General features: G+C 65.5%; 15 protein-coding genes. 6 read left to right on the top strand and 9 right to left on the bottom strand.

Annotated features, from left to right (window positions below):
* The first annotated feature begins 483 nt into the window (after window positions 1-483).
* Window positions 484-1,278 carry an ABC transporter substrate-binding protein gene (locus UB43_RS11350; RefSeq protein WP_175405574.1) on the top strand — a complete coding sequence of 265 codons (795 nt, stop codon included), beginning with the start codon at window positions 484-486 and terminating at the stop codon, window positions 1,276-1,278.
* Window positions 1,279-1,941: 663 nt separating this feature from the next.
* Here the strand turns inward: UB43_RS11350 and UB43_RS11345 are convergent.
* From UB43_RS11345 to UB43_RS11305, 9 genes are all read right to left on the bottom strand, one after another.
* Complete coding sequence (locus tag UB43_RS11345; RefSeq protein ID WP_024765819.1) at window positions 1,942-2,565, bottom strand: transcriptional regulator; 624 nt, start codon at window positions 2,563-2,565, stop codon at window positions 1,942-1,944.
* 78 nt (window positions 2,566-2,643) lie between these two features.
* Window positions 2,644-3,774 (bottom strand): FAD-binding oxidoreductase, encoded by a 1,131-nt coding sequence (locus UB43_RS11340; RefSeq protein WP_045210674.1) that lies wholly within the window; start codon window positions 3,772-3,774, stop codon window positions 2,644-2,646.
* A 13-nt stretch (window positions 3,775-3,787) separates the two neighbouring features.
* A complete protein-coding gene (locus UB43_RS11335) occupies window positions 3,788-4,735 on the bottom strand; it encodes an ornithine cyclodeaminase family protein (RefSeq protein ID WP_045210671.1) in 948 nt (315 codons plus the stop codon).
* A gap of 181 nt (window positions 4,736-4,916) precedes the next feature.
* Window positions 4,917-6,875 (bottom strand): methyl-accepting chemotaxis protein, encoded by a 1,959-nt coding sequence (locus UB43_RS11330; protein WP_045210669.1) that lies wholly within the window; start codon window positions 6,873-6,875, stop codon window positions 4,917-4,919.
* A gap of 333 nt (window positions 6,876-7,208) precedes the next feature.
* Window positions 7,209-8,756 (bottom strand): ATP-dependent RNA helicase RhlB, encoded by a 1,548-nt coding sequence (gene rhlB / locus UB43_RS11325; protein WP_045210666.1) that lies wholly within the window; start codon window positions 8,754-8,756, stop codon window positions 7,209-7,211.
* Window positions 8,757-8,852: 96 nt separating this feature from the next.
* Window positions 8,853-10,010 carry a dipeptidase gene (locus tag UB43_RS11320; RefSeq protein WP_045210664.1) on the bottom strand — a complete coding sequence of 386 codons (1,158 nt, stop codon included), beginning with the start codon at window positions 10,008-10,010 and terminating at the stop codon, window positions 8,853-8,855.
* Window positions 10,011-10,087: 77 nt separating this feature from the next.
* On the bottom strand, window positions 10,088-11,026 hold the full coding sequence (locus UB43_RS11315; protein ID WP_045210661.1) for a GGDEF domain-containing protein: 939 nt from the start codon (window positions 11,024-11,026) through the stop codon (window positions 10,088-10,090).
* A 151-nt stretch (window positions 11,027-11,177) separates the two neighbouring features.
* On the bottom strand, window positions 11,178-13,070 hold the full coding sequence (locus tag UB43_RS11310) for an acyl-CoA synthetase (protein ID WP_045210659.1): 1,893 nt from the start codon (window positions 13,068-13,070) through the stop codon (window positions 11,178-11,180).
* 31 nt (window positions 13,071-13,101) lie between these two features.
* Window positions 13,102-13,755, bottom strand: a complete 654-nt coding sequence (locus UB43_RS11305; RefSeq protein WP_045210657.1) for an alpha/beta hydrolase — start codon at window positions 13,753-13,755, stop codon at window positions 13,102-13,104.
* Window positions 13,756-14,268: 513 nt separating this feature from the next.
* Between UB43_RS11305 and UB43_RS11300 the strand changes: the two genes are divergently transcribed.
* The 5 genes from UB43_RS11300 (at window position 14,269) to pcsA (ending at window position 19,535) form a co-directional block, all read left to right on the top strand.
* Window positions 14,269-15,297, top strand: coding sequence for an amino acid ABC transporter substrate-binding protein (locus tag UB43_RS11300; RefSeq protein ID WP_045210654.1), 1,029 nt, complete (start codon window positions 14,269-14,271; stop codon window positions 15,295-15,297).
* Between the two features lie 116 nt (window positions 15,298-15,413).
* On the top strand, window positions 15,414-16,598 hold the full coding sequence (locus tag UB43_RS11295) for an amino acid ABC transporter permease (protein ID WP_045210652.1): 1,185 nt from the start codon (window positions 15,414-15,416) through the stop codon (window positions 16,596-16,598).
* A gap of 12 nt (window positions 16,599-16,610) precedes the next feature.
* Entirely contained in the window at window positions 16,611-17,708 is a 1,098-nt protein-coding gene (locus tag UB43_RS11290) for an amino acid ABC transporter permease (RefSeq protein WP_045210649.1), read from the top strand.
* A 9-nt stretch (window positions 17,709-17,717) separates the two neighbouring features.
* Window positions 17,718-18,494 (top strand): amino acid ABC transporter ATP-binding protein, encoded by a 777-nt coding sequence (locus UB43_RS11285; RefSeq protein WP_045210647.1) that lies wholly within the window; start codon window positions 17,718-17,720, stop codon window positions 18,492-18,494.
* A 345-nt stretch (window positions 18,495-18,839) separates the two neighbouring features.
* A complete protein-coding gene (gene pcsA / locus UB43_RS11280) occupies window positions 18,840-19,535 on the top strand; it encodes a phosphatidylcholine synthase (protein WP_156160405.1) in 696 nt (231 codons plus the stop codon).
* The last annotated feature ends 9 nt before the right edge of the window (window positions 19,536-19,544 follow it).

Here is a 19,544-nt window from a genome sequence, read left to right as displayed (position 1 = left end):
CATGGCGCGCTCCTACAGGTCGGTCGCGGGTTTCTTGGGCACCAAAATAGTCAGGCATAAAAAAGCCCCCGGCGACATGAGCGTATCGCGGGGGCTTCGGGCATCTGCCAAAGGTATAACCGTGGAAGCTACGGTAAATCATGCGAAAGAATCGTTTCGAGCCCTCCTCGGATCGCTTCGGAACGCATCCAGACTAAGGCGGGAACTCTGCGCACAACATTCCTCCGAAGGAGTAGCGCGGGCGTCGCAAAGGGGAGTGTGCCGCGCGGTCGCAGGGCGATTGACGTTATGTACTTTTTAGTCCAGATTGGATTTTAAGTTTACGCGCCAGTGCGCGTGGACGAACGATAACAAGCTGGTCGCCTGGGTCAGGGCAAGGCAATGCCGCTGCGACGTGCCGCGTCGCGCCCCTGGACGAATCACAAGACGCCGATACTTCTCTGCCAAGACGCAGCGGCCGGCCGCCCGGCCCTGTTACCGAACATGCCACGGAGTTCATCGATGAATCGCAAAGCCCTGCTGGGCGGCCTGATGCTGGCCGCTTTCGCCACCTTCTCCCACGCCGACGACAAGCCGCTGCGCATCGGCATCGAGGCCGCCTACCCGCCCTTCGCCTACAAGACCCCCGAAGGCGGCATCGCCGGCTTCGACTACGACATCGGCAACGCGCTGTGCGCAGAGATGAAGCGCAAGTGCCAGTGGGTCGAGCAGGAATACGACGGCCTGATCCCCTCGCTGAAAGTGCGCAAGATCGACGCCGCGCTGTCCTCCATCACCATCACCGAAGAGCGCAAGCACTCGGTGGACTTCACCCACAAGTACTACTTCACCCCGGGTCGCCTGGTGATGAAGGAAGGCTCGCAGCTGGACGAGCAGTTCAGCCAGCTCAAGGGCAAGAACATCGGCGTGCAGCGCGGCTCCACCGCCGACCGTTTCGCCACCGAGGTACTGGGCAAGGCCGGCGCCAACGTGGTGCGCTACACCAGCCAGGACGAGATCTACCTGGACCTGCTGGCGGGTCGCCTGGACGGCACCTTCGCCGACTCCATCCCGCTGGAAATCGGCTTCCTGGAAACTCCGCGCGGCAAGGGTTTCGCCTTCATCGGTCCGGAATTCAAGGACCCGAAATACTTTGGCGAAGGTGCCGGCATCGCGGTGCGCAAGGGTAACACCGAACTGGTCGGCCAACTGAACGCCGCCATCGATGCGCTGCGGGCCAATGGCAAGTACAAGGAAATCGAGGGCAAGTACTTCAAGAGCGATATCTACGGGGACTGATCTTCCCGCCGCGTTGCAGCAAAGGCCGCCTTCGGGCGGCCTTTTTGCTTTTCGTAGGAGCGAGCTTGCTCGCGAACTGCACTCTGCCGTCCCTGTCGATGAGCGCATTCGTAGGATGGGTCGGGCGGCATTTCGCGAGCTTGCGATACCCATGCAGGGCATGCGCTGGTTGGCTTGGGCATTTTTGCGCCGCTTTGGCGTGTTCGGTTACTTCTTGTTTCGCCCCCTCGGGCGAGTCACTTTCTCAAACGCCAGAAAGTAACCAAAGGGCTTGCCCCGGACATCCGGTTTTTCGCTTGGGGCGAAAAATGCCCTCGTTGAATCGAAGTTTCAGGGGCACGCCACGACGGGCCATCCCTGGCCCATCGTGGCTCTCGCGACATCCANCTCCTGAACGGGGCATTCGGCGTGTGCGGACGTTTCTCTGGAAGACTTTTAAAAGCCAAAGCCAAAGCCAAAGCCAAAGCCAAAGCCAAAGCCAAAGCCAAAGTTGGATTGGAATTAGGCTCTCGTGGAAGCGGACTCCGTCCGCGATTGGTGTCGCGCTATGCCGTGAGGTTCGCGAGCAAGCTCGCTCCTACGAAAAGCGCACTGCGCGTTCCGGCAACCTGTAGGAGCGAGCTTGCTCGCGAACGGGAGCGAAAAGCGCGGGAAGGAGTCGGCTCAAACCTCCTCCTTCAGCTCCTTCAGGTGCTTGTACACCGTCGCCCTGCCCATGTTCAGGACGTTGGCCACATAGTTCGCCGCGCTCTTGCCCTTGAACGCGCCTTCGGCGTGCAGGGCCAGGACCAGTTCGCGCTTGTGGTCGCGGCTGAGGGTGGACAGGCTCAGCTGGCGCTGCCGCAACCAGGCATGCAGGAAGGTATTGATGCGCTCCTGCCAGTCATCGCGGAACAGTGCATCGGGCTGCGGCACGATCTTGTTCGAGGACAGGAACAGGTCGAGCGCCGCCTTGGCGGTCTCGAACAGGGTGATGTTGAGGTTGATGCACAGCACCGCCAGCGGCTCGCCCTTGGCGTCGCGCAGCACGGTGCTGATGGAGCGGATCTTCTGGCCGTCCCAGTTGAGCTTCTCGTAGGGGCCGATGTTGCGTTCGTCGTGGCCGCCTTCGAGCATGTCTTCCAGGGCCGAGTCGTCGCCGATCTCGCGCTTGGAGATGTTGTTCGCCAGGTAGGCCACGCGCTGGTTGCGCAGGTCGTGGATGACCACTTCGGCGTGGGGGAAGAACAGCGCGGCGATGGCGTCGGCGATGGCCTTGTAGTTGTCCAGCGGATCAGCGGCGGTCATGGGCAAGGCTCTCGAAGGCGATGAAGCGGGCGCTGGCGAGTGTGCCGCAAGCGCCCGCAGGCTGTCACGGTCGGTGGCTCACTTGGCCAGCAGGCGCGCCGGGGAAAGCATCTCGGCAGTCAGGCCGTGGCGGGTCAGGTGCTCGGGCAGCGCTTCATGGCGGATCAGCGCGGCGCTGGCTTCGCCCATCGCCGCCGAGGTCTGGATGCCGTAGCCGCCCTGGCCGGCGACCCAGTACAGGCCGGGCGTGGCCGGGTCGTAGCCGGACACCAGGTCGCCGTCGGCGAAGAACGAACGCAGGCCCGCCCAGGTGTGGCTCGGGCGGCGGATGCTGAGGGTGGTGTGTTCTTCGATCTGGTAGATGCCCAGGGCGATGTCCAGCTCTTCGGGCTGCACATCGTGGGGCTCCACCGGGTCGGCGTTGGCCGGAGAGCCGAGCAGCATGCCGGCGTCGGGCTTGAAGTAGAAGGACTCGTCCAGGCTCACCAATACCGGCCAGGCATGGCTGTCCACGCCGTCCGGCGGGCTGAACAGGAAGGCGGCGCGGCGCTTGGGTGTCAGGCCCAGCGGCGCGGCACCGGCGAGCTCGGCGATCTTGTCGGACCAGCTACCGGCGGCGTTGACCAGCACCGGCGCACGGTAGGTCTGCTGCGCGCAGCGGACTTCCCAGGCGCCGTCGATGCGGCTGATGTCCAGCGCTTCACTGTCCAGTTGCACGCTGCCGCCGTTGCGGCGGATGCCGCGCAGGTAGCCTTGCAGCAGGCCATCGGTGTCGATGTCGGCGGCGCTGGGGTCGAGCATCGCGCCGTGGACTTTCTCGCGGCGCAGCACGGGGACGATGGCGCAGGCTTCGTCGGCATCCAGCAGGCGCATTTCCGGCACGCTGGCGAGGGCGCTCCGGTACTGACGCTGGAGCTCTTCCGGGTTGCCTTCGAAGTCCACGGTCATCTCGCCGCGCGGGGTGAGGATCGGGTGCTCGACGAAGCCTTCCGGCGGATTGTCGAAGAAGGCACGGCTGGCGGCGGTCAGCGCACGCACCTGCGGCGTGCCGTAGGCAACGGTGTAGAGCGCTGCCGAGCGACCGGTGGAGTGGTAGCCGGCGTGGGACTCGCGCTCCAGCACGGCGACCTTGCCGTGGCGGGAGAGGAAGTAGCCGGTGGAGGCGCCGGCGATGCCGCCGCCGATGATGAGGAAGTCGACTTCGATCATGTTCGTCTCCGGCTCAGGCGTTCTTCAGTTGCAGGTGGTAGAGCGCATTGGCCAGGGCGACGTCCTCCAGGCCCAGGCCGATGGAGCGGAAGAAGGCGTGGCGCTGGTAGTCCGGCTTGGCGGCGCGAGCGCTGACCAGCTCTGGCAGGTCGCCCAGGATGTTGCCTTCCCAGCCGTGCTCGTCGCGGGCCAGGCGCATCTCTCCGGCGGCGGCCGGCGTGGTGGCGCGGTAGTCGCAGTACACGTCCATTTGCGCCAGCGATTGCGGCGGGACTTCGTGGGCGCGGGCGACGTTGGTGCTGATGGAGGTGATCAGCGCCGGTTTGGACAGGATCGCCGGATCGAGCACCGGAGTGCCGGAGGAGGTGCACAGCAGCACCACGTCGGCGTCGGCCACGGCGGCCTCGACACTGGTGGCGGGTTCCGCGCGGGAGTCGATGGCGCCGAACTGGGCCAGTACGCCGGCGTTCAGGTTCGGCGAGTAGACGCGGATGCTCTGCCAGTCGCGCAGGCCAGCGACGTAGCGCAGGTGTGCACGGGCGACCGGGCCGCTACCGACGATGGCCAGGCGCTTGGCGTCCGCGCGAGCCAGCTCCTGCACCGCCAGGGCGGTGGTGGCGGCGGTGCGCGCGGTGGTCAGGCTGCTGGCGTCGCACAGCAGCAGCGGCTGGCCGCTGTCCATGGACATCAGCAGGCTCCACGCGGTGACCAGCGACTTGGGCTGGCGCACGATGTACGGCGAGGTCTTCACGCCGTAGACCTTCTGCGAGGCCAGCACGCCCAGGTAGTTGATGAAGTCGCCACCACCGTTGGGGAATTCCACCAGTTGCTGCGCGGGCTGCACGGCACTGCCGCTGGCCAGCTCGGTGAACATGTCGCGCATTGCCTGGAGCACGTCGACCTGTTCCAGCAGGCGTTCGGCGTCGGCCTGGTTGAGGGTGAAAGGCGTGGCGGCGGACATGGCGAGACTCCAGATGTGGATTTATTTTTCCATTCTGGACTCTGTTGTCTTGATCGGCAAGGGTGGTGGGACGGGTGGAGCAGCGGCTTTTCTCAGAAACCTGGGCGACGGAGCTGACCTGTAGGCGCCCCATGGGCGCGATCGNNNNCATGGCCCGCTCCTACAGGGCGCAGCAGACGGCTTACAGTTTGAACTGCGCCACCAGCTCTTCCTGGCTGCCGGCCACGCGGCGCAGGTGCTCGCCGCAGTCGCGGGTGTGCGCGGCGGTCTTGCGGTTTTCCACGGTCATGTCGCTCAGGCGGTGCATGTGCTGGTTCACTTCCTGGGTCGTCGCGGCCTGCTGTTCGGCGGCGGCGGCGATCTGGAAGGCCATGGCGTGCACGCCCTGCAGCGAGTCGTCCAGCGCGCCGAGGGCTTCCAGCACGGCCTGGGTGTCCTGCTCCAGGGTATGGGCCTGTTCGCTGGCGCCGCTCATGCTCGACTGCGCCTGGATGGAAGAATCGCCGAGGCTGCCGACGATGGCGACGATCTCGTCGGTGGCGCTGCGGGTACGCTGGGCGAGGCTGCGCACTTCGTCGGCGACCACGGCGAAACCACGGCCCGCCTCACCGGCGCGAGCGGCTTCGATGGCGGCGTTGAGGGCAAGCAGGTTGGTCTGCTCGGCGATGGAGCGGATCACATCGAGCACCGAGCCGATCTGCTGGCTCTCGCCGGCCAGGGTCTGCACCACGCCGTCGGCCTGGCGCAGCCCGACCAGCAACTGGTCCTGGCGGCCGATCATGTGCTGCAGGGTGCCCTGCATGGCGACGAAGGCCTGGCGTGCGGCGGCACTGCCGTCGGCGCTGCGGCTGGCGCTGCCGGCGATTTCCTGCACGGTGGCGGCCATCTGGTCGACGGCGCTGACCACCATTTCCAGCGCTTCCTGCTGCTGGTCGAGGTGATGGCTGGTGCGCCCGGCGGCGTCGAGGATGTCGCCGCTGGCATCGCCCACGGCCTCGCTGGCCTGGCGCAGGCGTTCGACCACCTGGCGCCAGGCCGTGGTCATTTCGCGCAGGGCCTGCATCAGGCCGCTGCTGGCGCTGGCGTCGTCGCTCAGGCGCAGCTCGCCGCTGGCCAGGCGCTGGGCCAGTGCGGCCATGCTGGCCGGCTCGCCGCCCAGCGGGCGCATCACGCTGCGGCTGACCAGCCAGGTGCCGGCGGCGACGCCGAGCAGGGTCAGCAGGCCGAGCACGAGGATTTGCCACATCAGCTTGCGCACCGGGGCAAAGGCCTGGGCCTGGTCCATTTCCGCGACCAGCGCCCAGTGCAGGCCGTCCAGGTTCAGCGGGACGAAGGATTTGAGCGCCGGCTCGTTGCTCAGGCCGGCCTCGGACAGACGCCCCTGTTCGCCGCCGAGGGCTTTCTCGATGGCCAGCCCAGGCAGGGCGGTGGGGCTTTCCTTGTCGCGACGCACGTGGTGGTCGGCGAAGCGCACCGAGTCCGAGCGCAGGCTGCCGTCGCCGCCGACCAGGTAGGTCTCGCCGTCGTCGCCCAGGCCCTGGCGGTTCTGCATGACTTCGTTGATCGAGGCGAGCGGCAGTTCCAGCACCAGCAGCAGCTGCAGCTTGCCGTTGTCCTTGATCGGCGCGGCCAGCCATTGCACCGGCTGCTGGTCGTTGGGCGCCTGCTCCAGGTCGCTGATGCTGGCCTTGCCGCTGTCCAGCGCGGTGCGGATGAATTTGCCGAAGGGGGTGTCGCGCCATTGCGGATCACCGATGTTCTGCTGGTAGTCGACGCCGCGGCCGAGGCTGAACACCACTTTGCCGTCGCCGGCCACCAGGCGCAGCTCGCGGTAGCCGAAGGTCTTGATGAAGTTCTCGAACACCGGGCGGTCGTAGTTGGCAGTGGTCACCAGGGATTCGCTGTCCAGCCCGGCGTAGTTGCTGCCCAGGTTGGTGGCGAGGCTGCTGAGCTGGTCGTTACGGGCCTTCCAGGCGTCCATCAGTTGCCGCTGCTTGATGCTGGCGACCGCCTCCAGGGCGTTCAGGCTTTGTTCTTCGAGGGCACGGCTGGCCTGGAGATAGACCACGATGGCCATCACCAGCACGGGGATCAGGCCGACCGAGAGGAAACTCAGAGCAAGTTTGGCGCGCAAGGGCATGGGAGGATTCCGACGAGTTCTTGGAATTGTTCTCGCGTGCTTTGCAAGAAGCGTGCGAATTTTTTTACGTCTGTAAATAAAACTGAGCAGAAATGGCCGGGGCGGGGCTGATTTCGTGACAGGGATGGCGCGGTGCCATTGTTTGCGGGGAATTCCGCACGGTCGTCCCAGCGGGTCCGGCGGGAAAAACGCGAGGCTCTGGCGCGGGGACCGGCGTAGGTTTCAGCGGGGGAGAGGAGGAGGCGTCACCGGACGTAACGCCGATGGAAACAAAAAAGGCGAAGCCGGGTGGCTTCGCCTTGTTTTGGAGCAGAAAGCTGGTGCAGCGGCGGATCAGTGCTTGCGCGGTACCGGCTTGAGCAGCTCGGTGGGCGGCATCTCGCAGTTGATCTTGCGGCCCAGCAGTTCCTCGATCGGCGGCAGGGCGAAGGCATCGTCCTCGCCAGCGAAGCTGATGGAGGTACCGGTGCTGCCGGCGCGGCCGGTACGGCCGATGCGGTGCACGTAGTCGTCCGGGTCTTCGGGCAGGGTGAAGTTGATCACGTGGCTGATGCCGTCGACGTGGATGCCGCGGCCGGCGACGTCGGTGGCGACCAGGACGCGGATCTTGCCTTCACGGAAGCCTTCCAGGACCTTGATGCGCTTGTGCTGCGGCACGTCGCCGGACATCTGGGCGGCGCTGATGCCGTCCTTGGTCAGGCGTTCCTCGATGCGCCGCACTTCGTCCTTGCGGTTGGCGAAGACCATCACGCGGGTCCAGTCGTTCTGCGCGATCAGGTTGTACAGCAGCTTGTACTTGTCGCTGCCGGCAACGGCGTAGACATGCTGTTCGACGGTATCGCTGGCGACGTTTTCCGGCTCGATCTCGACGATGGCCGGATCGACGGTCCACTGCTTGGCCAGGTTCATCACGTCGTCGGTGAAGGTGGCGGAGAACAGCAGGGTCTGGCGCTCGCCCTTGTACGGGGTCTGGCGGATGATCTGGCGGACCTGCGGGATGAAGCCCATGTCGAGCATGCGGTCGGCTTCGTCCAGCACCATCACCTCGACCATGTCCAGGTGCACCTCGCCGCGCTGGTTGAAGTCCAGCAGGCGACCGGGGGTGGCCACGAGAATGTCGCAGAAGCGCGATTCCAGGGTCTTGAGCTGCTTGTCGAAGTCCATGCCGCCGACGAAGCTCATGACGTTCAGGCCGGTGTACTTGGCCAGGCCGATGGCATCGTTGGCGATCTGCACCACCAGCTCGCGGGTCGGCGCGATGATCAGCGCACGCGGCTCGCCCATGTAGCGCTCTTTCGGCGGCGGGGTCTGCAGCAGCTGGGTGATGATCGAGATGAGGAACGCCGCGGTCTTGCCGGTGCCGGTCTGGGCGCGGCCGATGGCGTCCTGGCCACGCAGGGTGAAGCCCAGTACCTGCGCCTGGATCGGCGTGCAGTAGGGGAAGCCCAGGTCATGGATGGCGTGCATCAGGCGCGGGTCGAGGTTGAAGTCGTGGAAACGCGTCTTGCCTTCGGCCGGCTCCACCACGAAGTCTTCCAGCTTCCAGTTGTCCACCACCGGCGGGCGCGGCTTGCGTTCGCGGCGCGGCTTGTCAGCCCTGGGCTCGCGGGGCTTGTCGGTGGTGGAGTCGGCCTTGGCGGCCTGTTCGCGTTTTTCGCCGCGTTCGGCTTTGTCGGAACGCTCGGCGCGGGGTTTGTCGCTCTTCGGGCCGCGGGCCGGTTTCTCGGCGGATTCGCCTTCCGGGCGCGGGGTGCGCGGTTTGCGCGGACGTCGTTCACCGCTCTGGGCGGGCTTTTCTGCGGCGGGAGCGGGGGCCGCTGGCGTGGCCACGGGTTGCTCGCCGTCGCCCTTGCTGAAGATTTTCTTGAGTGCTTTAAGCACGGCTGTCTCGTGTTGGTTAAGGAATGAACGGCCGCCAGTGTAATGCAAGATGCCCGCAGGGCGAAGTGCCACGGGCATTCTGCCTATTGACTTGGGCTACGGAAGGCTCTCCAGCAGCAGCCGGCGCACGTTGCCGCCCATGATCGCGGCGATGTCCTGGTTGCTGAAACCGGCCTTCGCCAGGCCCTGGGTCAGCTGTGCCAGGCCGGTGGTGTCGAAGGGCGCATTCACCGCGCCGTCAAAATCAGAGCCCAGCGCGACGTGCTCGACGCCCACCTTGTCGGCGGCGTAGCGCATGGCCTTGACGATGGCCTCCACCGACGTCTCGCAGACCGCGCCGTCCCAGTAGCCGATGCCGATCACCCCGCCGGTGTTGGCGATGCCGCGCAGGTGGGCGTCGGTCAGGTTGCGCGGGCCGGGGCAGGTGCCGGCGACGCCGGTGTGGGAAACGATCACCGGGCGCTTGGCGATCGCCAGCACATCGTCGATCAGCGGGCGCGAGGCGTGGGCCAGGTCGATCAGCATCTTCCTGTCTTCCAGGCGCGGGATGACCTCGCGGCCGAACTCGGTCAGCCCGCCTTTCTTCAGGCCGTGGGCGGAGCCGCCGACTTCGTTGTCGAAGAAGTGGGTCAGGCCCATGATGCGGAAACCCGCGTCGTACAGGCGGTCGATGTTCTCCAGCTTGCCTTCGAGCGGGTGCAGGCCTTCGGTGGCGAGCACGGCGGCGAGGCGTTTCGGGTCTTTCTGCCAGGCGGCGAGGAAGCGGGTGAGGTCGTCGCGGCTGCGCACCAGGGTGAGCTTGCCCTGGCTGCCGGCGGCAGCCTTGTCCAGCAGTTCGCCCTGGTAGAGCGCGCGTTCGAGCAGGCTGTTCCAGGTGCGCGCCGGCCAGCGCTGGGCGATCACCAGCGGGGTGATGTTGTCGCTGTCGGCGCTGTTGCTTTCGTAGTTCAGGCCACGCGGGGTCTTGGTGACGGTGGAGAACACCTGCAGGCCGACGTGACCTTCGAGCAGGCGTGGCAGGTCGGTGTGGCCGTGGTCGTGGCGATCCAGCAAGTCGCGGTCCCAGAGCAGGGCGTCGTCGTGCAGGTCGGCGACGAACAGGCTCTGGTGCAACGCCTGGGCCTCGGGCGAGGCGGGGTAGGGCGGCGGGCTGGCCACGGTGTTCATCTTGCGGTCCATGTAGCCCGGCAGGTTGAAGAAGATCCCCAGGCCAACGGCCAGCAGGACGATCAGGACGATCGGCAATTTGCGCATGTCAGCTTCCCAGCTTTGTTATTGGTTTTCTTGCTGGGGCGCAATCTAACAGAAGGGCGGATGAAGGGAAGCTGGGCTCAGCCACAGAGGCAGTTGCGGCCTTTCTGCTTGGCCTGGTAGAGGGCGCCGTCGGCACGCAGGATCAGGCTCGGCAGGTTTTCCTGGATGTCCATCTCGGCCAGGCCCAGGGACACGGTGACGCCGGGCAGCACGCCCACCGGCGAATAGAAGGAGGCGACCTGCTCCAGGCTCTGGCGCAGGCGGTTACCGATGCGCCGGGCCTCCTCGATGGCGATTTCCGGCAGGAGGATGACGAACTCCTCGCCGCCGTAGCGCGCCATGCTGTCCTTGGGCCGCAGCTGGCTGCGCAGGGTGTGGGCGACCAGGCAGAGCGCGTAGTCGCCGGCCAGGTGGCCGTGCTCGTCGTTGTAGTTCTTGAAGTGGTCGACATCGAGCATGAGCATGCACATGGGCTGTTCGTTGAACGCGCAGCGCGTGCTCTCGCGGTCGTAGATGTGCTCCAGCCAGCGGCGGTTGAACAGCCCGGTGAGGGTATCGATGTTGGCGTTCTGCTCGGTGTCGAGAATGATCCGATTGCCCTCGCGGACCCGCTCGCAGAGCACCGAGAGCAGGTTCTGCATCACCTGCGGGGAGTGTTCGAACAGACCGATCAGCGCCTCGCGGTGCAGGCGCAGCACGGTGGTCGGTTCGCTGGCGACGACGTAGGCGGAGGGATGGTCGCTGTCGATGAAGCTGATCTCGCCGGCGCAGTCGCCCGGATGCAGGGTGCTGACCGGCTGGTTGTCGAGCGAGCCCAGGTACACCGTCAGGTGCCCGGTGAGGACCATATAAAGGAAGTGGTTGCGGTTGAAGGGCGACAGCAGGATTTCCCCGCGCTCCAGCTCACAGGCACGGAAATCCTTCAGCAATTGCTGCAGGTGACCCGCGGCCACGTTCTGGAACAGGCGCAGATGCTGGAGTTGGCGTATGTCTTCGTTCCACTGCGCGGCTTTCATGGCGCAGCGGAAGACGGGTGGCGACTGATGATGTGCACGACTGACTCTCCCTGTAGTCCTCTTCGCACATTGAGCCATCAGTATTAGTCAGATTTGACTACTGGCAATTCGCAGCCAGACCCGGCCGACCGGCGGTCGGCCGGGTGTTTCATCAGCTTTCCAGCCACTCCACGTGCACCGCGTAACCACCCAGTCGCTCGGCCAGTGCGGCGCGCGAGTCTAGGTCGAGGGCGCCGACGAACAAGCGAGCTTTCTGACCCAGGCGGTCATCGGCGACCACCTCGATGCGCGGTGCCGGGGCGAGGTGGCGGGTTTCGTCTTCGAACACGCGACGAATGGCATCCAGGCGCAATGCCGGCTTGAAGGTCTTGCCCACCGCTGTGACCGGGATGGCGTCCAGCAGCCAGACGTCCTTGGGCACCGCCGCGCGTTCGGGCACGTGCTGCGCGGCGTGTTCCAGCAGTTCTGCCTCGTTCGCCTGCATGCCCGGCTTGAGCTGGATGTACACCACCGGCAGCTCGCCGGCCTTCAGGCACGGCTTGCCGACGGCGGCGGCCATGGCCACGGCGGGATGGCGGTGCAGGGCTTCCTCGATCATCTGCGGGTCGATGTTGTGCCCGCCACGGATGATCAGGTCCTTGCTGCGGCCGGTGAGCCAGATGTAGCCGTCGGCGTCGATGCGGCCCAGGTCGCCGGTGTTGAACCAGTCGCCGTCGACCCAGATGTCCTGGTTCTTGCTGGCCTGCAGGTAGCCCTTGAAGACGGTGGGGCCGCGCAGGCAGATGTTGCCGATCTCGTCCACGGCCGCGTCGCGCAGGTACCGGCCGTCACCGTCGAGGATCACCGATTTCAGTTCGCAGTAGGGCAGGCGCAGGCCGATGGAGCCGGGCCGGCGTTCGCCGCCGCGCGGGTTGCAGCTGGTGCCGCAGGTGCCTTCGGTCATGCCGTAGCCTTCGATGATCTTCAGGCCCGTCTTCGCCTCGAACTGGCGGATCAGCTCCACCGGCATGGGCGCCGCGCCGCACAGGGCGAAGCGCAGGCTGGAGAGGTCGCAACCGTCGCTGGGCACCTGCATGAGGGCGGCGTAGATGGTCGGTACGCCGCTGAAGCTGGTGACCTTGTAGCGCTCCACCAGCTTCCAGAAGTCCTGGATCAGCGTCGGGTTGCGATAGCCCTGGGTGCCGGCCAACAGCACCTCGCCGCCGCGCAGGAAGGGCGCAAGGCCGGTGACCATCACGCCGTTGACGTGGAACAGCGGCAGGCCGCAGAGCAGCACGTCGTTGCCGTCATAGTCGGCGTTCAGGCCCATGATCTCGGCCATCGCCACTTCGTTGAAATGGCTGTGCGGCGCGAGCTTGGGGGTGCCGGTGGTGCCGCCGGTGTGGAAGTAGGAGGCGACCTCGTCGGGGCCGATCACCCGGCCGCTTTCCAGGTGATCCGCCGGGCACTGGGCGAGCAGTTCGTCGAAGTCCAGCACGCCTTCGGGCAGCGCGCCGCGCTGGGCCTTGATCGCCGAGCGCTGCGGCTCCGGCAGCAGGTTGGCTATGTCGACGGTGACGATGGCGTTGAGTTCGGGCAGGTGCTCGCGCAGCGCTGCGACCTTGTCCCAGAGATCGGTGCCTGGGAAGGGGGCCAGGGTGACCAGTACACGGGAATCGGCGGCGCGCACGAGCTCGGCGATGTGCCCGGGGTCGAGCAGCGGGTTGATCGCGTTGACGATCCCCGCTGCTTCGCCGCCCCAGATCACATAGTGGGTCTGCGGCAGGTTGGGAAGCAGGAACGACACCGAATTGCCTGGCCGCACGCCGAGGCGGTGGAAGGCATTCGCCGCCTGGGTGACACGGGCGAACAACTGCTCGTAGCTGACCTTGACCGGTTCCTCCGCCGCCGAACCCTGCAGCAGGAAGCTCAGGGCGGTGGACGGGCCGTACTGCTGGGCCGAACGGCGCAGCAGTTCATAGGTGCTGGGCGGCAGGTCGCGGTCCTGCAGGGGGACCTGTTCCAGGGCTTCGACGTCACGCAGGCTGCTGATCGGGGCGTTCATGCTTCTTCTTGTTCTCCGCAGGGTCAGGGGATCACAGGCGCTCCCGCAGCCAGGCGCCGATATCGCCAAGCTCCTCGTTGCTCACTTCGTGGCTCATCGGGTAGGTGCGCCACTGGGCGGGCACCTCGTTGGCCTGCAGGAAGTCGTACGCGGCGCGGCCCATGGCGGGCAGCACCACGTCATCGAAAGTGCCATGCAGGCAGAGTGCGGACAGTTGTCTTTTTGTAGCCGGCAGGCTTATGCCTTCGCTGAATGTCGGGCCATAGGTGGAGAGCGCCATGACCCCGCCCAGTTCGCCGTCCCAGCGCAGGTAGCCGGTGTGCAGCACCACGGCGCCGCCCTGGGAAAACCCGGCGAGGATGATGCGTTTGGCCGCGATGCCCTGGTCGATCTGCCCCTGGATCAGCGCGATCACGCTGTCGGCCGAGGCGTCCAGCTGAGCTTCGTCGATGGCGCGCGCCGGGGCCATGGCGAGGATGTCGTACCAGCTGGGCGCTGGCATGCCGTTGAACACGGTGACCGGGCGGGTCGGCGCCTGGGGCAGGATGAAGCGCGTCGAGGTGAAGCTGCGTTGCAGCATCTGTGCTACCGGTTCGAAGTCGTAACGGTCGGCGCCCAGGCCGTGCAACCAAATGACGCAGGAGTCGACGCTTTGGCTGGGTTCTAGGATCAGGGGCTGGGTCATGGAGGCTCCAGGATGGGGCAGGCGCTCTAGGAAGGGGCGCTGCGTTCGCAAAGGGGTGGGGAGGCGATGCAAGAAGATGTCGCATGGCCATAAGTTGTGGGACTTGACTGCATAAAATCGTAGGAAGGTTCCTGGGCTGGTACGCCCCTTGCTATCGCTACTGGCAGGCTGTGCGGCCCCACTTCCGGTAACACTCTACCGACCCCATCCGGAAAGCTGTACCGGAAGTGGCGCCGCGAAAGCCTTGGGCTGCTTCAGGGCCCACCGCGCCGGCTGCGGTCAACAGCCGGCGCGGTGGGCCTTCGCCTTCACGCAATGATCCCTTGATGACCCGTTCCAGCGCGCAAGACCTGCGCGCTCGAAGGTGTGTTCGCGGCTTGCCGAAGGAAATTTCGCAAGCCGTCTAGACTCACCTTCAGGTCTCCATCCCGTTTGTTGTCTTGCTGGTGCCTCACGAGGGTACGGCGGTGGAACCGGGACTCCAAAACACTAAAAAAGCAACGGAGAAGATCGATGAAGATGGTGAAATCCACCCTGGCAGTGCTGACCACCGCCGCCGTGTTCGGCATCAGCGGCCTCGCGCATGCCGGCGCCACCCTGGATGCTGTGAAGAAGAAAGGCTACGTGCAGTGCGGTATCAGTGACGGTCTTCCCGGCTTCTCGTATGCCGACGCCAAGGGCCAGTACAAGGGCATCGACGTGGACGTCTGCCGCGCCGTGGCAGCGGCCGTGTTCGGCGACTCGACCAAGGTCAAGTACAGCCCGCTGACCGCCAAGGAGCGCTTCACCGCGCTGCAGTCCGGCGAGATCGACATCCTCTCGCGCAACACCACCTGGACCAGCTCCCGCGACAGCGCGATGGGCCTGAACTTCGTCGGCGTGACCTACTACGACGGCCAGGGCTTCCTGGTGAACAAGAAGCTCGGCGTCTCCAGCGCCAAGGAACTCGACGGCGCCACCGTGTGCATCCAGGCCGGTACCACCACCGAGCTCAACCTGTCCGACTACTTCCGCTCCAACAACCTCAAGTACACCCCCATCACCTACGACACCTCCGACGAGAGCGCCAAGTCGCTGGAGTCCGGCCGCTGCGACGTGCTGACCTCCGACCAGTCGCAGCTCTACGCCCAGCGCATCAAGCTGGCGGCGCCGGACGACTACGTGGTGCTGCCCGAAGTGATTTCCAAGGAGCCCCTCGGCCCGGCCGTGCGCCAGGGTGACGAGGAGTGGTTCGACATCGCCCGCTGGACGCTCTTCGCGATGCTCAACGCCGAGGAACTGGGCATCAACTCGAAGAACGTCGAGGAGCAGGCCAAGAGCACCAAGAACCCGGACGTCGCGCGTCTGCTCGGCGCCGAGGGTGACTACGGCAAGGACCTCAAGCTGCCCAAGGACTGGGCGGTGCAGATCGTCAAGCAAGTGGGTAACTACGGCGAGATCTTCGATCGCAACGTCGGCGACGCCAGCGACCTGAAGATCAAGCGTGGCCTCAACGCCCAGTGGAACAAGGGTGGTCTGCAGTACGCACCGCCGGTGCGCTGACCTGACCCGTTCCGGCGCCCGGAGTGTGGGCGCCGGACTGTTTCGAACGACGTGAAGCCTCCGGGTGGTCGCGGGCTTGGCCCGTGGTCGCCCGGGGCGCTTCCGAGAGGGCTTACATGCAGAATTCCGTCAAGGCCCAGCGTCCGCGGGGGGTATCGCTCAACGATCCCGTCGTGCGCGGCTGGGCATTCCAGGTCATCGCCGTCATCTTCGTCGTGGCGGTCGGCTGGTTCCTCTTCGACAACACCCAGACCAACCTCGCCCACCGCGGCATCCAGTCCGGTTTCGGTTTCCTCGACCACAGCGCCGGCTTCGGCATCTCCCAGCATCTGATCGACTACAGCGAAAGCGACACCTACGGACGGGTGTTCATGGTCGGCCTGCTGAATACGCTGCTGGTCACGGTGATTGGCATCGTCTTTGCCACCGTCCTGGGCTTCATCCTCGGTGTGGCGCGGCTGTCGCCCAACTGGCTGATCCGCAAGCTGGCGACCCTGTACATCGAGACCTTCCGCAACATCCCGCCGCTGTTGCAGATCTTCTTCTGGTACTTCGCCGTGCTCGGCCCGTTGCCGAACCCGCGGCAGAGCATCAGCTTCGGCGACCTGTTCTTCATCAACAACCGCGGCCTGCAGATGCCCGCGCCGCTCGCCGCCGACGGCCTCGGCCCGTTCATCGTCGCGGTGATCCTGGCTCTCGTCGGCTGGGCGGTGATCTGGAAATGGGCCAAGGCCCGTCGCCATGCCACCGGCAAGGCCTTCCCGGTATTCCTCAGCGGCCTGGCGCTGCTGGTGGTGCTGCCGGGCCTGGTGTCGCTGGTGGCCGGCGCGCCGTTCCACTGGGACGTGCCGGTGCTGCAGGGCTTCAACTTCCGTGGCGGCTGGGTGGTGATCCCGGAACTGGTGTCGATCGTCCTCGCCCTGTCGGTCTACACCGCCGCCTTCATCGGCGAGACGGTGCGCGCCGGCATCCAGGCGGTCAGCCACGGCCAGACCGAGGCTGCCGGTTCACTGGGCCTGCGTCCGGGGCAGACCCTGCGCCTGGTGATCATCCCGCAGGCGCTGCGGGTGATCATCCCGCCGCTCACCAGCCAGTACCTGAACCTGGCGAAGAACTCCTCGCTGGCCGCCGCCATCGGCTACCCGGACATGGTCTCGCTGTTCGCCGGCACGGTGCTCAACCAGACGGGCCAGGCGATCGAGACCATGGCCATCACCATGAGCGTGTACCTGGCCATCAGCATCAGCATTTCGCTGCTGATGAACTGGTACAACAAGCACATCGCGCTGGTCGAGCGGTAAGGGAAGCAGATCATGACAACTCATACCTTCAAGCCTGACCTGCCGCCACCGGCGATGAGTGTGGGCGTGCTCGCCTGGCTGCGCGCCAACCTGTTCTCCAGCTGGTTCAATACCCTGCTGACGCTGGTCGGCCTCTACCTGGTCTGGCTGATCCTGCCGCCGCTGCTGGAGTGGGCGATCATCAAGGCCGACTGGAGCGGGACTACCCGGGCCGACTGCTCCCGCGAGGGCGCCTGCTGGGTGTTCATCGGTTCGCGCTTCGGCCAGTTCATGTACGGCTTCTACCCCGAGGAACTGCGCTGGCGCGTGGACCTCACCGTGCTGTTCGTGGTGTTCGGTGCGGCGCCGCTGTTCCTCAAGCGCTTCGCGTACAAGGTGAAGTACGGCCTGGGCTTCCTGGTGGCGCTGCCGATCGTGGCCTACTGGCTGCTGCACGGCGGCTTCCTCGGCCTGGAAACCGTACCGACCAGTGCCTGGGGCGGCCTGATGCTCACCGTGGTGATCGCCGCGGTCGGCATCTGCGGGGCGATGCCGCTGGGCATCCTGCTGGCGCTTGGGCGGCGTTCGAAGATGCCGGCAATCAAGGTCATCTGCGTCACCACCATCGAGTTCTGGCGCGGCGTGCCGCTGATCACCGTGCTGTTCATGTCCTCGGTGATGTTGCCGCTGTTCCTCCCCGAGGGGATGAACCTGGACAAGCTGCTGCGGGCGATGGTGATGGTGGTGCTGTTCGAGGCCGCCTACATCGCCGAGGTGGTGCGCGGTGGCATGCAGGCCATCCCGAAGGGGCAGTACGAAGCCGCGGCCGCCATGGGCCTGGGCTACTGGCGAACCATGGGCCTGGTGATCCTGCCGCAGGCGCTCAAGCTGGTGATCCCCGGCATCGTCAACACCTTCATCGCGCTGTTCAAGGACACCAGCCTGGTGATCATCATCGGCCTGTTCGACTTCCTCAACAGCATCAAGCGCGCCACCGCGGACCCGGCCTGGCTGGGCATGGCCACCGAAGGCTATGTGTTCGCGGCGGTCGTCTACTGGATTTTCTGTTTCAGCATGTCCCGCTACTCCATGCACCTGGAGCACAAGCTGGACACCGGCCACAAGCGTTAGGAGTTCATCATGTCTGAAGCCACCAACAAGACCGCACAGCCGGCCATCGGCGATCACGTGATGATCACCATGAAGGGCGTGAACAAGTGGTACGGCCAGTTCCACGTGCTCAAGGACATCAACCTGGAGGTCAAGCAGGGCGAACGCATCGTGCTCTGCGGGCCGTCCGGCTCGGGCAAGTCGACCACCATCCGCTGCATCAACCGCCTGGAGGAACACCAGCAGGGCAGCATCGTGGTCGACGGCACCGAACTGACCAACGACCTCAAGCAGATCGAGGCGATCCGCAGCGAAGTGGGCATGGTGTTCCAGCACTTCAACCTGTTCCCGCACCTGACCGTGCTGCAGAACTGCATCCTCGCGCCCATGTGGGTGCGCAAGATGCCCAAGCGCCAGGCCGAGGAAGTCGCCATGCATTACCTGGAGCGCGTACGCATCCCGGAGCAGGCCCACAAGTTCCCCGGCCAGCTGTCCGGCGGCCAGCAGCAGCGCGTGGCGATCGCCCGTGCGCTGTGCATGAAGCCGAAGATCATGCTGTTCGACGAACCCACCTCGGCGCTCGACCCGGAAATGGTCAAGGAAGTGCTCGACACCATGATCGGCCTGGCGCAGAGCGGCATGACCATGCTCTGCGTGACCCACGAGATGGGCTTCGCCCGCACCGTGGCGAACCGGGTGATCTTCATGGACAAGGGCGAGATCGTGGAGCAGGCGCCGCCGGACCAGTTCTTCGACAACCCGCAGTCGGACCGCACCAAGCTGTTCCTCAGCCAGATCCTGCATTGATATAGCTCTTCGTAGGAGCGAGCCTGCTCGCGAACGGATTCCCCGGCGGTTCTGGTGCTGGGCGGTTCGCGAGCAAGCTCGCTCCTACAGGGCGTGGCGCCTTTCCTCGCAGCACGAATTCACCCCGTGACGCTCGTCTCCCCCGATGGCAAGCCCAGGCCGCAACGGCGTATGCTGCCGATTCCACCGCCACAAGGTGTGCATCGGGAAAACCGGCTGAACTCGGCCGCCCCATCGGTGTTCCCATGTGCAGTGGTTTGCCAGGGATGGGCTACCGTTTGAGGTAGCTCCCCTGCATCCGCCGTCCAAAGGAAGAGAGCCGACGTGAACCTGATCCTATCGCCAATGAACCTCAGCAAAGCCAAGGCCTGGGGCGCCCACGCGGTGACCTCCAGCGGTGTCATCCTCGCGCTGCTCGCGCTCCTGGCGCTGGTCGACAACAGGCCCCAGGCCTGCCTGCTCTGGCTGGGCGTGGCGCTGCTGGTGGACGGCCTGGACGGCACCCTGGCGCGCAAGTTCGACGTCAAGGCGGTGTTGCCACACTTCGATGGCTCGACCCTGGACCTGGTGATCGACTACCTCACCTACGTCTTCATCCCCGCGATCTTCATCTACCGCTACGTGCCGCTGCCGGTGCATACCGAGCTGCTGGCGGTGGGGGTGATCCTGGTGTCCTCGCTGTTCTGCTTCTGCAACGTCAACATGAAGAGCAAGGACAACTATTTCGTCGGCTTCCCGGCCGCCTGGAACGTGGTGGCGGTGTACTTCTTCGTGCTCGACCTGCACCCCTGGGTAAGCTTCGTCACCGTGCTGGTGCTGGCCGCGCTGACCCTGACCCGCATGAAGTTCCTGCATCCGTTCCGCGTGCGCCAGTTCATGCCGCTGAACATTGCCGTGACCTTCGTCTGGATGCTCAGCAGTGCGCTGCTGATCCTCCAGCAGCCGGTCGACCAGCCCTGGTTGCTGGGCCTGTGGTTCGCGGCTTCGGCCTACTTCGTCGGCGTCTGTGTGTGGCGCACGGCGATGGAGTGGTTCCACTGAGTTTCCTTT

The sequence above is a fragment of the Pseudomonas sp. 21 genome, from assembly GCF_000955805.1.
Lineage (GTDB): Bacteria > Pseudomonadota > Gammaproteobacteria > Pseudomonadales > Pseudomonadaceae > Pseudomonas.
Note: the sequence above shows the minus strand (reverse complement) of the source record. Positions and strands in the feature narration are given on the sequence as shown.

Bases quoted from the DNA above. Each gene is read 5' to 3' on its own strand.
- UB43_RS11350 (WP_175405574.1), top strand. From the start codon at position 484: ATGCCACGGAGTTCATCGATGAATCGCAAAGCCCTGCTGGGCGGCCTG.
- UB43_RS11285 (WP_045210647.1), top strand. From the start codon at position 17,718: ATGTCTGAAGCCACCAACAAGACCGCACAGCCGGCCATCGGCGATCAC.
- UB43_RS11295 (WP_045210652.1), top strand. From the start codon at position 15,414: ATGCAGAATTCCGTCAAGGCCCAGCGTCCGCGGGGGGTATCGCTCAAC.
- UB43_RS11345 (WP_024765819.1), bottom strand. From the start codon at position 2,565: ATGACCGCCGCTGATCCGCTGGACAACTACAAGGCCATCGCCGACGCC.
- pcsA (WP_156160405.1), top strand. From the start codon at position 18,840: ATGAACCTCAGCAAAGCCAAGGCCTGGGGCGCCCACGCGGTGACCTCC.
- UB43_RS11310 (WP_045210659.1), bottom strand. From the start codon at position 13,070: ATGAACGCCCCGATCAGCAGCCTGCGTGACGTCGAAGCCCTGGAACAG.
- UB43_RS11340 (WP_045210674.1), bottom strand. From the start codon at position 3,774: ATGATCGAAGTCGACTTCCTCATCATCGGCGGCGGCATCGCCGGCGCC.
- UB43_RS11335 (WP_045210671.1), bottom strand. From the start codon at position 4,735: ATGTCCGCCGCCACGCCTTTCACCCTCAACCAGGCCGACGCCGAACGC.
- UB43_RS11315 (WP_045210661.1), bottom strand. From the start codon at position 11,026: ATGAAAGCCGCGCAGTGGAACGAAGACATACGCCAACTCCAGCATCTG.
- UB43_RS11320 (WP_045210664.1), bottom strand. From the start codon at position 10,010: ATGCGCAAATTGCCGATCGTCCTGATCGTCCTGCTGGCCGTTGGCCTG.
- UB43_RS11305 (WP_045210657.1), bottom strand. From the start codon at position 13,755: ATGACCCAGCCCCTGATCCTAGAACCCAGCCAAAGCGTCGACTCCTGC.
- UB43_RS11330 (WP_045210669.1), bottom strand. From the start codon at position 6,875: ATGCCCTTGCGCGCCAAACTTGCTCTGAGTTTCCTCTCGGTCGGCCTG.
- UB43_RS11290 (WP_045210649.1), top strand. From the start codon at position 16,611: ATGACAACTCATACCTTCAAGCCTGACCTGCCGCCACCGGCGATGAGT.
- UB43_RS11300 (WP_045210654.1), top strand. From the start codon at position 14,269: ATGAAGATGGTGAAATCCACCCTGGCAGTGCTGACCACCGCCGCCGTG.